Below are 13,701 nucleotides of genomic sequence, written 5' to 3'. Positions count from 1 at the left end.
CCCTGCACACCACCGCCAGCCACCATGACGCCGACTGTCGCACATCTCCCCATCCCGGCCATGATGCTCGCTCCTTCGGGTGTCAATCTGACCAACTTAGCCACTACACTAGCTCCATACTCACTGCCTGAATCGAGGTCTGCATGATTGCCCTCTCTCTGGCCGGGATCGCCCTGGTCTCCGTACTGGCCCAATGGCTCGCCTGGTCGCTGCGGGTGCCCGCCATCTTGTTTCTGCTGCTCACCGGCCTGACTCTGGGCCCGGTCAGCGGACTGCTCGACCCCGATGCCCTGCTCGGGGATCTGCTGTTTCCGCTGGTCTCCCTGTCGGTGGCCATCATCCTGTTCGAGGGGGCGCTGACCCTCCATCTGGCCGAGCTCAAGGGGATCGGCAAGGTGGTGCGCAATCTCTGCTCCACCGGCATGCTGGTCAGCTTCGCCGTCATCGGCAGCGCCGGTTACTTCCTGCTGGGGCTGGACTGGCGGGTCGCCACCATGCTCGGCGCGGTACTGGTGGTAACGGGCCCGACGGTGATCGCCCCCATGCTCAACGTGATCCGCCCCACCCGGGAGGTGGACCGCATCCTGCGCTGGGAGGGGATCGTCATCGACCCTATCGGCGCCCTGTTTGCGGTGCTGGTGTTCGAGGCGGTCCGCCTCGGCAGTCAGGGAGATCTCATCAGCCATACCCTGCTGGCGCTGGGCAAGACAGTGCTGGTCGGTTCCCTGATCGGGGTGGCAGCAGGCTGGCTCACCACCCTGCTCATTCGCAAGGACTGGCTACCGGTCAGCCTGCACAAGTTCGGCGTGCTGGCGCTGGTGCTGCTCACCTTCAGCCTCTCCAACTGGCTGAGCCACGAGTCCGGTCTGCTGGCGGTGACCGTGTTCGGCATCTGGCTCGCCAATCAGGAGGGGCTGGATCTGGAGGAGGTGCTGGCGTTCAAGGAGGATCTCGCGGTCATCCTTATCTCCAGCCTGTTTATCCTGCTGGCAGCGCGCCTCGATCTGGCCCAGCTCTGGCAACTCGGCCCCATGGTGCTGGCGCTGCTCTGCGTGGTGCAATTCGTGGCGCGTCCGCTCTGTATTCTGGTCTCGACCTGGGGCTCGGATCTCTCCTGGCGAGCTCGCGCCCTGCTGAGCTGGATCGCCCCGCGTGGCATAGTCGCGGCGGCAGTCAGTGCCTCGTTTGCCATCAGCCTGCATCAGGCCGAGATCCCCGATGCCGACAAGCTGGTACCGCTGGTATTTGCGGTGATCATCTCCACCGTGGTGTTGCAGAGCCTCACCTCGGCACCGCTGGCCAGCCTGCTCAAGATGCGCCAGAGCGCCCCCAACACCTGGCTCATCATAGGGGCCAACTCGGTGGCGCGGGCCATTGGCAAGGCGCTGGCGGATCAGGGGGTGCCGGTACAGCTCTGCGATCCCGCCTGGGAGTTCTGCAAACAGGCGCGGATGAGCAACCTCCCCTGCTACTTCGGCAACCCCCAGTCGGAACATGCCGAGCTGCACCTGCCGCTTACCAGCATCAGTACCGTGCTGGCACTCTCCCCCAACCGCCACAACAACGCCCTCGGGGTGCTGCACTTTGCCCACCTCTACGGCGAGGAGCAGGTCTACTCCCTGCGATCCAGCGAGCAGCACGGCAAGGCCAACCGGGAGAGCGCCACCTTTCGCGCTCGCCAGAACCTGTTCGGCCCCGACATCAACTATGCCAAGCTGAGCAGCCTGCTGAGCCGGGGCGGCCAGATCAAGGCGACCCGCCTGAGCGAGACGTTCGACTGGGCCCAGTATCAGACCGCCAATCCCGGCGCCATCCCGCTGTTCATCATGGATGGCAAGGGCAAGCCCCAGATCGTTACCGGCCCTGTCACCCCGCAGGCGGGTGAGCTGCTGATCGCCCTGCAGCCACCCAGAGAGCAGGGTGCCGAATGAGCGAAGCCAACCACAATCCGCTGATCGCCCCTCTGCTGGTGCTATTGCAACAGGCGGCGGGAAGCTACAAGGTGCATGAACTGATGGCCGCTCTGCGCCAGCAGGGGGAGATCCCCCGGCTGGCCGACGATGAGCAACTACAGCTGTTTCGGGTCAACTTCCTGATCATGAACGCCCTCTACCAGTTGCAGGCCGAGCTCTGGCAAGAGGGATGGTGGCTGGTAATCAGCACCCTGGATATCCGGCTCGAACCGCTGGCCGGGAATCAGGAGGCCAACCACGGCTTTGCCCTTGGCGAAAATCTGCGTAGCTACTATCTCGACTGGCAGGTGTTCTGGCAGACCGACCGTGCCGAAGTTGAAGCCCTGCTCAACCGCTTCTGGCGCGCTTATGACGGTGAGGGGCACAAAGCCGAGGCGCTGGCCCTGTTCGGGTTGAATGAGGGGGCGAGTCAGGAGGCGATCCGCCGCCGCTGGCGGGAGCTGGCACTGCAGCACCATCCGGATCGGGGTGGCAATGCCGAGACCTTTATCCGCATCCGCTGGGCCTGGGAGGTCCTGTGGGGATGATCCGGTTGCCGTCCGCACAAAGAGAGGCATAGACTGGAGCTGAATCCCCCTTCACAGGAGAGCATCATGACAGTCAGTGAACTTCGCAAGCTCTATCAACAACAGATCCTGCAAGAGGCCGAAATACTCCACGACGTGGCCATCCCCGGCTGGATCATCGAATTCAGAGGCAATGATGGCGCTCTCTACGAGCTGACCGATACCCTCGGCTGCCCAGTCAGTTTCGATACGGTCGAACAGGCCCGCGATCATGTGCATCTGGTAGCTGACTGCCCGATGCAGGTAGAACACCTCTATCGCTTCTTCGAACGTTAACTCAAACCGTCACATCTCACCCCTAGCCCCGGTGAGGCTTGTACCAGGCACATAGTCAGCACGTGCCTGCCACAGGCCTCCCCAGAAAAAACTGCTTCGATTTACTCGTGTTGCAGAGTACAAGTTGCACGCTATCTGGCATAGACAGCCATAAATCTGGCTATGGAGTGGCTATCTCTATGGTCACATGGACCAGCTCTTCATGTATCGCCAACCGCGCGCGGATCTCGCTGGCGGAGACAGGCGCAGTCATCAGCAGGGAGAGCACGCAGGCATACTGCTGCTGGCCCACCCGCCAGACGTGCAGATCGCGGATCTCGGCATCCGGCAGGTCGGCAATCACCTCACGGATCTCACCCACCAACGGGGTATCCATCTCGGCATCCAGCAGCACCCGACCGGAGTCGCGCAGCAGACCCCAGGCCCACACCGCCACCAGTACGGCCCCCACTATGCCCATCAGGGGATCCAGCCAGTCGGCCCCCCACAGCATGCCCCCCACCAGTGCCAGGATCGCCAGCACGGAAGTGGCCGCATCCGCCAGCACGTGGATATAGGCGGCACGCAGGTTGAGATCCTGATGGCCGTGGTGATCGTCATGGTCATGATGATCGTGGTCGTGATGCCCATGATGGTGGTCATGCCCATGGCCGTGGTGATGATGGCCGTGATCATCCTTGAGCAGCCAGGCACAGGCCAGATTCACCAGCAGCCCCACCAGCGCGATGGCGATCGCCTGTTGATAGTGGATCGGGCTGGGATCGAGCAGCCTGAACACCGACTCGAACAGCATCAGCCCGGCCACCCCCACCAGCAGGAGAGCGCTGGTGAAGCCACCCAGCACCTCGATCTTCCAGGTGCCGAAGCTGAATCTGTGGTCGCGGGCAAAGTGGCGGGCGGCGCGGTAGGCCAGCACCGAGAGGCCGAGCGCCAGCGCGTGGGAACTCATGTGCCAGCCATCGGCCAGCAGCGCCATGGAGTTGTAGAACCAGCCGCCGCCGATCTCCGCCACCATCATGATGACGGTCAGCAGCACGGCCCAACGGGTTTTCTGTTCAGCCAGCGGATTCCCTTCGTGGACGACGGGTTGGTGGCAGTGGGATGAGACAAGGGATGACATGGATTTCTCCTGAGAGCGACGATGCAATATACTATACCCCAGTATAGTTTTATTGATCGAGAGGATCCTGCATGTCACACACCATTCACGGTAAAAAGAAGCTGCTGGCACGGGTACGTCGCATCAAGGGACAGGCCGGTGCGCTGGAGCACGCGCTGGAGCAGGAGAGCGACTGCGCCGCTATTTTGCAGCAGATCGCGGCCATTCGCGGTGCCGTCAACGGCCTGATGCTGGAGGTGCTGGAAGGGCACATGCGTGAGCATCTGGGTGCCGAAGAGGCGACCCCGGCCGAGCGGCTGGAAGATCTGGATCAAGTAGTGCGGGTATTGCGATCCTATCTGAAGTAGGACCGGTGAATGAGGCTGCGGGCGACCCCGCATCATTCCGTTTACGGCTGTGTGGCGTCTGCCCGCCAGCCCCCGTCCCTTTCGGGCTTGAGCCACCGCCAGCTTTGCGCCATGATGTCCAGCCCGGCTGACCGCCGGTTTTACTGGACAGTCAATTTCAAGGATCCCCCATGTTTGAACACGTCGATGCCTATGCTGGCGACCCCATCCTGACGCTAGTCGAGACCTTCCACAAAGACACCCGCGAGCAGAAGGTGAACCTGGGGATCGGCCTCTATTACGACGAGCAGGGGCGCATTCCGCTGCTGCCGTCGGTGCAGCAGGCCGAAGCCCAGCGCGCGGCCGCCCCTGCCCCGCGCCCCTACCAGCCGATGGAAGGCGCCGCCAACTACCGCACCGCAGTGCAACACCTGCTGTTTGGTGCCGACCATGAAGCGGTCAAGGCGGGACGTATCGCCACCATCCAGACCATCGGCGGCTCCGGCGCGCTGAAGATCGGCGCCGATCTGCTCAAGCGCTACTTCCCGACCTCCGAGGTGTGGGTCAGCAATCCCACTTGGGACAACCACAAGGCGATGTTCGAGGGAGCTGGCATCAAGGTGCACGACTACCCCTACTACGATGCGGCCACCGGCGGCGTGCAGTTCGATGCGATGGTCGACTGCCTGAGCACTCTGCCGGCCAAGAGCATCGTGCTGCTGCACCCCTGCTGCCACAACCCGACCGGGGTGGATCTCTCCCGCGCCCAGTGGGATCGGGTGATCGCGCTGGTGGTCGAGAAGAACCTGATCCCCTTTATGGATATCGCCTATCAGGGTTTCGGTGACGGACTGGAAGAGGATGCCTACGCCATTCGCGCCATGGTGGCCGCAGGGGTCAGCTTCTTCGTCAGCAACTCGTTTTCCAAGAACCTCTCCTTCTACGGCGAGCGCTGCGGCGGTCTGTCGGTCATCTGTCAGGATGCCGAAGAGGCGAGCCGCGTACTGGGCCAGATGAAGGCCACCGTACGTCGCAACTACTCAAGCCCTCCCACCCACGGTGGCCAGATCACTGCGGCGGTGATGAGCCAGCCGGAGCTGCACGCCCTGTGGGTCGGCGAGGTGACCGAGATGCGCACCCGCATCAAGGCCATGCGCCAGAAGCTGTTCGAGGTGCTGAGCGCCAAGGTGCCGGGCCGCGACTTCAGCTACTTCATCAACCAGCGCGGCATGTTCAGCTACACCGGCTTCACCCCGGAGCAGGTGGACAGGCTGCGCGAGGAGTTCGCCGTCTATCTGGTGCGATCCGGTCGCATGTGCGTGGCGGGCCTCAACAGTCGCAACGTCGACTACGTAGCCGACGCCATGGCCGCGGTGCTCAAGGGCTAATCCGCACCAGCCCCGCTTTGGCGGGGCTTTTTTGTCTTGTCTCTTCCCTTCGCTTGTGGAGTACTTATGGATCTGATCGCACTCTCTCGGCTGGGAGGTCGCCATCTGGTCACCCTGCATCTGCTGCTCGACAACCAGAGCGTCACCCGCACCGCCGAGCGGCTATGCACCACGCCTTCCACCGTTAGCAAGACCCTCAACCAGCTGCGGGGTCTGCTGGGGGATCAACTGCTCTACCGCCAGGGCAACCAGCTGCTGCTCACCCCCATGGCCGAGCGACTGGCTCCCACCCTGCACCGGTTGTTGGGGGAGCTGAACGGCCTCACTCGCCAGAATGCCTTCAACCCCCAGCAGTGGCAGGGCTGCTTGCGGCTGGGATTGCGCGAGAGCGTGATGACCTGGCCGGTGGGCCCCATTCTGGGTCAGCTGATGAAAGAAGTCCCGGGCATGGTGCCGGAGATCTGGAACAAGGATGAGCAGGGGCTGGAGGCGCTGGCAGCGGGCAAACTCGACTTCGTGATCCTGCCCCATGACCAGAGCCAGCCGTTACCGCGCCAGCCTGGGCTGGTGTGGGAGACCCTGCGGGAAGAGAAACTGGTCTGTCTGCTGCGCAAAGACCACCCGGCGCTGGCCAAGCCCTGGGATCTCGATGCCTACCTGAGCTGGCGCCATATCGCCATCCGGGATCAGGAGCTGGCCAACCCCTTCTTCGAGCAGAGCCTTGCCCAGCAACAGGTGCGTCGCCAGATTGGCGCCACCCTGCCCGATTTTGCCAGCGCAGCTGCCCTGCTGCCCCAGACCGATCTGATCCTCACCGCCATCGGTGGCTGGGCGGCATGCATCGCCAGCCAGCCAGATCTGGAGCTGCGTCCGGCACCGTTCGATTACGGCAAGGTGAGTCACAGTCTGGTCTGGTATGGCCCGGCCGGTGATGGCTCGGCCCGCCACTGGTTCCGCCAGCGGATCCTGCAACTGGGTCGCGAGCTGGTCGAGCCCTGAGCCAGGTGACAGCGAGAAGAGATGGATGTTTCGCCACGGCGAAACATCCACGGCAATGAGGGATCAGGGACGTTTGGTATAAATGGGACTGGGGAAAGAGGCGACATTGCTACCCAGATCCGTAATGCGGGCAGCCCCCTGCTTTTTCACCTGATCGATGCGCAACACCTGATGCATGGGGATAAGGGTGTGACGCACATCGGCAAATTCGCTCTTGAGCTTTTCATGGCTGGGATCGACGATAAGCGCCGTGTGGTTGTCCCAGACAAAATCGGCGATCTCGATAAAACCGAACAGTTGGCCCTGATTCACCTGGCGCACATAGACCTCGTAGCGCTCGTTGTGGCAAATAAACTGAACCCGATATAACGCCTTGCTTTCACTCATGATTTATCTGTGATGGAGGAGGGACGGATGGGCAATATCATAACGAGCCCCAAGGCCCCCTCCAATAGACAGAAGTCACAGTTGTGTGCTTTTACTACACAGCAAGGGAATCGATCAGACCTCTTTAGATCAGCGGTGGCAAGGTCACCGCCCCCACTCCCGCAGCACGCAACCGACTCGCCAGCCACTCCAGCTCGCTGCGGGTCGCCTCTGGCCAAAACCTCGCCTCCCCCCGTACCCCGTGGTGGCGAAAGCCATTGAGGCGAATGGGCACAGGCCCCAGCTGCTGCAAGAAGGCGGCGAGATCCGCGTCCAGCTCACCATTCGCATCCAGAAAATCGCTCTTGCCCGGCACGTGGAGCAGCCGCAGTTCGGTCAGCTTGCCGTGACTTGCCAGCAGTTGCAGCGATGCCAGCACCCGTTCGCGGCTGTAACCGGTCAGCGAGAGGTGTACCGAGTCACGCCACCCCTTGAGATCGAGCATGGCACCATCGAGCACCGGCAATAGCCGCAGCCAACCGCTCTCGGCCAGCGAGCCGTTGCTGTCTAGCAGGCAAGTGAGATGGGCCAGATCCGGCGCGGCCTTGATGGCGGTAAAGAGCGCAACCACGAAGGGGAGCTGAGTAGTCGCCTCACCGCCTGAGACGGTAATCCCGCTCAGCAATGGGCCGTAGCGGCGCAGCAGGGCCAGCACCTCGGCCACCGTCATGGTAGCGGTCTTGGGATTGGCACTGCGCGGGCAGACATCCAGACAGGCGTCGCAGTCGGTACAGAGCGCCGCCTGCCAGCGCACTCTGTGCTCGCCAGAGTGACCCTCATCCAGAGAGAGGGCACCGCTCGGGCAGACCGCAAGGCAGTCGCCGCAATCGTCGCACAGCCCTATGGTGTGCGGGTTATGGCAGCCGGGGCAGCGAAAGTTGCACCCCTGCAGAAACAGCACCAGCCGGTTGCCCGGCCCGTCGACACAGGAGAACGGCAGCACCCTACTCACCAGAGCGCTGCGTGTTGGCAAGACATCAGCCATCGGTGCGAACTCAATACTCGCCGATGGTCGATTCGTGGGCGACTACCCGCGGTGCCCGCTGACGAATGGCGGTCACTTCACTCGCCTCGGCACCGAGACAGGTGGTCTGCAAGCGCGATCCCTCCTCTGCGAAGCGAGCCACGTCGCTCTTGCGGATCATATAGCCGGTCACCCGCACCAGCTCGCTGTCGGCCACGTTGGCGGTGAACTCGCGCATGCCGATGGCAAGCGCTCCCTTGCAGAGCTGCAGCAGTGCCTGCGGGTTCTGGCGGATGGTGGGATCCAGCGTGAGGATCTCGCTGATCCCCGAATGGTAATAAGTGTGGTGCGGCGCCAGCGCCAGCACATGGCTGGCCGGATCCGGCTCCTGCCCGTAGGGGATGCGCACCCCGGGGGTGACTGCCACATCGATGCTGAGGCCACCTTGCGAGTGCAGCAGGGCGCGACCACCCCAGGCATGGGTTTGCGGCGTCGCAGTGACATATTCCGAGAGCTGGGCCGAGATGCGATAGCCAAGCTGGTTCGCCTCCTCGCCATGGCCGTAGCGATCCGGCAGATTCTCTTTATCCATCAGGATATTGACCGCTTCCGCCATGCCGTAGATGCCGAACATGGGGACAAAGCGATCCTCATCCAGCAGCCCCTCTTTCACCAGGAAGCTGTTGAAGAAGCCGGACTCCTGATGCAAGAAAGCGGCCCGCGCTTCGATCAACTGGGAGGCCAGACGGCAGTAATGGGGCAGCAGGCAACCGAGGAAATCATCGATCCCCTGACACTGCTCGGCGACCCGCTTGAGGGAGATGCGCACCAGGGTATTAGCGCCACCGGCCTGCGGCAGGGCGTTGTAGCAGCTGACGATACCAAAACCACGCTGGTCGAAGGTATCGCGGTGGATCGGGTAGTTGGCGATGTGCGGCTTGCTGCACTCGGCGATATTCTTCACCGCCTGCAGCAGCAGGCTGTCCGGGGTCTGCTCCGGATCGTGGAAGAAGGTGAGGTTCGGCGCCACCTGCTTGAGCTCGTTGTCGATGCGCAAGATCAGGCGGCAGATACGGTTGTCATCCGGCCCGATGTTGACGTGCATGAAGGCGTCCGGCAGCACCCTGTCCAGATAGATCCAGAACCCCTTCAGCTTGCGATAGAGGGTCTCGTCATCCAGTTCGCCGACAAACGGCAACAGCAGATGGTCGAGCCGCCCCAGCCAGACCGGCATGCCGGTGACGGAGGGGACATGGTGATAGAGGATGCGCAGGGCATTGAGCGCCTCGTCGAAATCCTGCGGCGCCGCCAGCTCCAGCCAGGCAGAGCCCTGAGTCAGAAATTTTTCATAGTCCGGCAGCACATAACGCGGCTTGTAGGGGGCGTGCCCTTCGAACATGTCGCAGATAAATCCCTGCTCCATCGCCTCGGCGACTGCGGCAGGCAGGTCGGGGTAGGGCAACGCATTCTCGGCGGCCAGCGCCAGTGCGTGGCTCTTCTGGGCAGCGGAGAGATGGGGATCGCGCACGATGCGCTGACAGGTTTCGATCAAAGACATGGGACACTCCTTCACGGATAGAACCCATATCCTTACCATTTACAGGCTTTTTTTGAAGTGACATTCACAACAATGCGAATGTCTCAAAAAGACATCCGTTAAAGGGGATCACAACCAGAACAGAACGGGGGCCTTGTCTGCCGACAAGGCCCCCGTTCTGCGGATCAGGGCTCGATGATGATGGGCGTACCCGGGTCAATGGCATTCCAGAGCTCATCCATCTCGTGGTTAAGTACCGCAATACAACCGTTGGTCCAGTTGGAGGGCTGTACCCGACGGTTACCCATCCGGTTAAGCTGACCATGGATCATGATCATGCCACCCGGGTTCACCCCCAACTCATTGGCGCGCTTGATATCGTCAAGATTCGGGTAGTTGATATGTATCGCTTTATAAAAGCCGGAGTTGCTCTTCTTGTAATCCAGGGTGTAGCGCCCCTCCGGGGTACGTTGATCCCCTTCCCGCTGCTTGTGCCCCTTGGGAGCCGGGCCCAGTGCAACCCAGTAGCGCTTCAGTTCCTTGCCATCCTTCATCAGGGTGAGGCTGTAGGTAGACTTCTTGACCACCACCAAATCGGCTTTTTCGGTAAAGGCAAAACTCAGCGCGGGCCACAGCCCCAGCACACACAACAATACGGCTCTCATTCCATCCCTCGACAAGCCTCTGGCAGGGCTTTTTATGGTTGTCACATCATCTGAATAGGCTCGCCCGTTGGCGAGCGAGCGCCATGATATTGGATCGCCATCAATACTCAATAGACCCAATAAAACATATCTTGGCTGCGAACGGTGAATGGTCCATGAACGACCTGCGCAAACATGACTAATTGACAATAAAAACAAAAACATAGCTTACACTTTCTGGCTAGCCATGATGCCGCAGATCGGTAAATATGTAACAATTGAACCTGATTCAGGATGACATCATGCCTCTGCACTTCTTGCCGAACTCTTCGCTGACCCGCCTGCTGCTGGTCAGCGCACTGCTCTGGCTACCCGCCAGTGTCGCCGCCGATGCACTCTGGCTGCGCGAGCCCGCCCTCTCCCCCGATGGCAAGCAGCTTGCTTTCACCTGGCAGGGGCGCATTTTTGTCGCCAGTGCCGGGGGTGGCCCCGCCACGGCGCTCACCGGCAGCGACTACCTGAGCCAGCGGCCAATCTGGTCGCCGGATGGCAAACAGCTCGCCTTTGCCGCCAATCTCTACGGCAACGAGGATGTGTTCGTGGTGCCTGCCAGCGGCGGCGAGATGGTGCGCCTCACCCGCGATTCGCGCACCGATCTGCCGCAAGCCTTCAGCGCCGATGGCAAACGACTGCTGCTGAGCAGCCAGCGCCTAGGTGCGCCCGATGCCGACCATTTTATCGCGGAAGGCTACCAATGGGGCGAGCTCTACTGGACCCCGATCACCGGCGGCACCTTGCAGGCCGATCTGCCGCTGCCTGCGACCCTGGCCCGTCCCCACGGAGAGCGGCTCGCCTATCAGATGCCCGCGGCGGATCAACCCTTTCGCAAGCATCAGCACTCGTTTGCGGTGCCCCGTCTCTGGTTGTTTGATGGCAAGCAGCACAAGCAGCTGACCGAAGATCGAGTGGCGGCCACCGATCCGGTCTGGAGCGACAAGGGAGATACCCTCTTTTACCTGAGCGAGCGCAGCGGCGATTTCAACGTCTGGCGTCGGGATCTTGCCAGCGGCAAGGAGCAACAGCTGACCCACTATCAGGGCCATCCGGTGCGGGGGCTCAGCGCCTCTCGCAATGGCGATCTGGTCTGGTCATGGCTGGGTGAACTCTATCGCCTCGATGCCGGTAGCAGCGAGCCACGCAAGCTGACCCTCACCCCGCAAGTGGCGAGCACGCCGGATGAGGCGAGCGAGACCCTGACCCTGGCAGACGAAGCGCTGGTCAGCGAAGAGGCGGACGAGCAGATCCTGGTGAGCGAGGGCAACCTGTTTGCCGTCGACCCCGAGCGGGAGCGGGTGCGCCAGCTGACCCGAGATCCGAGCGAGCAGTCCAGCCCCCTCTTCGCCGAGCAGGGCCGCGCCCTCATCTATCTGTCGGAGCAGCAGGGGCACGCTGCCCTCTATCGCCTGCGCAAGGGGGATCCGGATCTGCTGTTCAGCGATCCCGGCACTCTGACCGAGAGCCTGCTGCTGGCGATTCCCGGCAAGGGGATCAGCCGTCCGGTGCTCTCCCACGATGGCAAACAGCTCGCCTTCGTGGTGGATGGCCAGGCCATCCATCTGCTGGATCTGGCGAGCAACAAGCAGCGGGAGCTGGTGCCTGCCAGCTTCAACCCCTCGCGCCACGAGGTGCATCTCGCCTTTGCCCCCGACTCCCGCCATCTGGCGCTCACCTTCCGCCCCGATGCGGCAGAGCAGGAGATCGCGGTGATCGATACGGCCAATCCCAAGGCCAAACCGGTCAATGTCAGCCTCAACGGCTATCAGGATGGGCAACCGGGCTGGAGCCAGGATGGCGCCATCCTCTACTGGCAATCGACTCGATTTGGCGCACTGGGGCCCGATGGCGAGCCCCTCGTCACCAACCTGCTCGGCATTTACAGCAGCCGCGCCGCCAGAGCCGATGCGATTGCCGAACTGGAGCCGCCGAAAGGGGGATACGGATTTGAAAGCGATCGTCTCAACCATCGAGAAGCGCTGCTGCTGCAACCCACCGGCACCCTGCTCGCCAGCCGCATCATCGGCGACCAAGTGATCTATCTGGTGGAAGAGATGGGGGTCAACAGCGAGAGCGAGATCAAGGGCTACAGCCAGGATCTGCGCAAAGGCAAAACCAGCGAACTGTTTGGTGAGCAGCCCGGCCCAGCGCTGGCAAGCCTCAACCAGCAGGGCACCCTGGCTACCCTGGTGCGGGATGGGGATATCACCCGGATCCATCTCGACTCCGGCGAGGCCACCAGCGCCCCCTTCGCCTTGCAACCCACCAGCCGCTGGCAGGAACGCATGACCGCCGCCTTCGATCAGATCGCCCGCCTAACCCGGGACGAGTTCTATCTGGACGATATGAACGGGGTGAACTGGGATAGCTATGTCGCCGCTTACCGCCGCCTGCTGCCGGGCATCGGCAACCCGCGGGACTTTGGCAACCTGCTGGCGGAGCTGGCTGGCGAGCTCAATGTCTCCCACACCTGGGGCAGCGGCCCCGCCCCCTTCCCGCGCATGGCGGACGAGACCGCCAGCCTTGGCGGCTACTGGCAGGATGGCGAGCCGGGGGTGATGCTCACCGCCCTGCTCTCTGGCGGCCCGCTGGATCAGGAGAGCGATATCGCCCCGGGCGCCCGCCTGCTCGCCATCAACGGCGTCCCGATTGCCAATCTGGCCGAGCTGGATCGGGCCCTCAACCATCAGGCCGGTGCCCGGCTTGCCCTCACCTTCCAGCAGGAGGGCAACAAGCAAACTGACGAGGTGGTGCTCACCGCCATCAACAAGCTGCAGGAGTACCAGCTGCAACAGGATCGCTGGATTGAGAAACGGCGGGAGCTGGTGGCCAGCCTGAGCGGAGGACGGGTCGGCTACGTCTATCTGCCGGCAATGAATAGCGAGGTCTACGATGCGGTGGTGGCGGATGCCCTCGGCAGACAGCGCAATCGCGAGGCGCTGATCGTCGATGTCCGCTTCAACAGCGGCGGCTATCTCGCCAATACCCTGGTGGAGTTTCTGACCGGCAGCGGCAGCACCAAGGGAATGGCCAGCAGTTGGCCCCGTCAGGGCAAGGGGGAAACCGACGCCGCCACTCGCCAGTGGACCAAGCCCTCGGTGGTGCTGGTGAACGCCGCCAGCTACTCGGAAGGCTCCGCCTTCCCCGAGTACTACCGCGCCCTCAAGGTCGGCCCCATCGTCGGCGATCCGATACCCGGCACCGGCACCATGGTCTATAGCCACGACTCCCGGCTGATCCCAGGCCTCTCCTACGGCATTCCGACCCTGGGGCTGCGCAAGCCGGACGGCACCTTTTACGAGAATCAGGAGCTGATCCCGGATCTGCAGGCGCCTCTCACCCCCGCCGACATGGTGGCCGGGCGGGATCCGCAACTGGAGGCCGCGGTACAGGCCGCCCTCAAGCAGTTGCCAGCCAGCGCCAAATAA

The 13,701-nt window shown here is 62.5% G+C and carries 12 protein-coding genes; 7 read left to right on the top strand and 5 right to left on the bottom strand.

Features of this window, described 5'->3' with window-relative positions; translation table 11 throughout:
- The first annotated feature begins 143 nt into the window (after positions 1–143).
- The 3 genes from G5182_RS08955 to G5182_RS08945 all read left to right on the top strand — a co-directional run bounded on the left by G5182_RS08955 (position 144) and on the right by G5182_RS08945 (position 2,815).
- Entirely contained in the window at positions 144–1,931 is a 1,788-nt protein-coding gene (locus G5182_RS08955) for a cation:proton antiporter (RefSeq protein WP_204420232.1), read from the top strand.
- Positions 1,928–2,500 (top strand): DNA-J related domain-containing protein, encoded by a 573-nt coding sequence (locus tag G5182_RS08950; RefSeq protein ID WP_421254340.1) that lies wholly within the window; start codon positions 1,928–1,930, stop codon positions 2,498–2,500. The genes G5182_RS08955 and G5182_RS08950 overlap by 4 nt, the downstream gene beginning before the upstream one ends.
- A gap of 66 nt (positions 2,501–2,566) precedes the next feature.
- Positions 2,567–2,815 carry a hypothetical protein gene (locus G5182_RS08945; protein WP_005343091.1) on the top strand — a complete coding sequence of 83 codons (249 nt, stop codon included), beginning with the start codon at positions 2,567–2,569 and terminating at the stop codon, positions 2,813–2,815.
- A gap of 160 nt (positions 2,816–2,975) precedes the next feature.
- Here G5182_RS08945 and dmeF read toward each other — a convergent pair whose 3' ends face one another.
- Complete coding sequence (gene dmeF / locus G5182_RS08940; RefSeq protein WP_421254339.1) at positions 2,976–3,935, bottom strand: CDF family Co(II)/Ni(II) efflux transporter DmeF; 960 nt, start codon at positions 3,933–3,935, stop codon at positions 2,976–2,978.
- Between the two features lie 71 nt (positions 3,936–4,006).
- Here dmeF and G5182_RS08935 point away from each other — a divergent pair, with 71 nt between their 5' ends.
- From G5182_RS08935 to G5182_RS08925, 3 genes are all read left to right on the top strand, one after another.
- The gene (locus tag G5182_RS08935) at positions 4,007–4,282 is read left to right on the top strand and encodes a metal/formaldehyde-sensitive transcriptional repressor (RefSeq protein WP_005343089.1); all 276 of its coding nucleotides are present in this window, start codon (positions 4,007–4,009) and stop codon (positions 4,280–4,282) included.
- 170 nt (positions 4,283–4,452) lie between these two features.
- Positions 4,453–5,649: an aromatic amino acid transaminase gene (locus G5182_RS08930; protein ID WP_421254338.1), complete on the top strand. Its 1,197-nt coding sequence runs from the start codon at positions 4,453–4,455 to the stop codon at positions 5,647–5,649.
- Between the two features lie 66 nt (positions 5,650–5,715).
- Positions 5,716–6,648, top strand: a complete 933-nt coding sequence (locus G5182_RS08925) for a LysR family transcriptional regulator (RefSeq protein WP_216952117.1) — start codon at positions 5,716–5,718, stop codon at positions 6,646–6,648.
- A gap of 63 nt (positions 6,649–6,711) precedes the next feature.
- Here G5182_RS08925 and G5182_RS08920 read toward each other — a convergent pair whose 3' ends face one another.
- The 4 genes from G5182_RS08920 to G5182_RS08905 all read right to left on the bottom strand — a co-directional run bounded on the left by G5182_RS08920 (position 6,712) and on the right by G5182_RS08905 (position 10,240).
- The gene (locus tag G5182_RS08920) at positions 6,712–7,035 is read right to left on the bottom strand and encodes a DUF1820 family protein (RefSeq protein ID WP_216952118.1); all 324 of its coding nucleotides are present in this window, start codon (positions 7,033–7,035) and stop codon (positions 6,712–6,714) included.
- Positions 7,036–7,159: 124 nt separating this feature from the next.
- Positions 7,160–8,059, bottom strand: a complete 900-nt coding sequence (locus G5182_RS08915; protein ID WP_421254337.1) for a YjjW family glycine radical enzyme activase — start codon at positions 8,057–8,059, stop codon at positions 7,160–7,162.
- Positions 8,060–8,069: 10 nt separating this feature from the next.
- The gene (locus tag G5182_RS08910) at positions 8,070–9,596 is read right to left on the bottom strand and encodes a YjjI family glycine radical enzyme (protein WP_421254336.1); all 1,527 of its coding nucleotides are present in this window, start codon (positions 9,594–9,596) and stop codon (positions 8,070–8,072) included.
- Positions 9,597–9,760: 164 nt separating this feature from the next.
- Positions 9,761–10,240 (bottom strand): L,D-transpeptidase family protein, encoded by a 480-nt coding sequence (locus G5182_RS08905; RefSeq protein ID WP_227341454.1) that lies wholly within the window; start codon positions 10,238–10,240, stop codon positions 9,761–9,763.
- A 281-nt stretch (positions 10,241–10,521) separates the two neighbouring features.
- Between G5182_RS08905 and G5182_RS08900 the strand changes: the two genes are divergently transcribed.
- Complete coding sequence (locus G5182_RS08900; protein WP_421254335.1) at positions 10,522–13,701, top strand: S41 family peptidase; 3,180 nt, start codon at positions 10,522–10,524, stop codon at positions 13,699–13,701.

Origin of the sequence: Aeromonas sp. 600948, from assembly GCF_049174875.1 — a bacterium.
GTDB classification, from domain to species: domain Bacteria; phylum Pseudomonadota; class Gammaproteobacteria; order Enterobacterales; family Aeromonadaceae; genus Aeromonas; species Aeromonas veronii_A.
The sequence above is the reverse complement of the archived record's forward strand: the minus strand, read 5'-3'. Positions and strand labels throughout refer to the sequence as shown.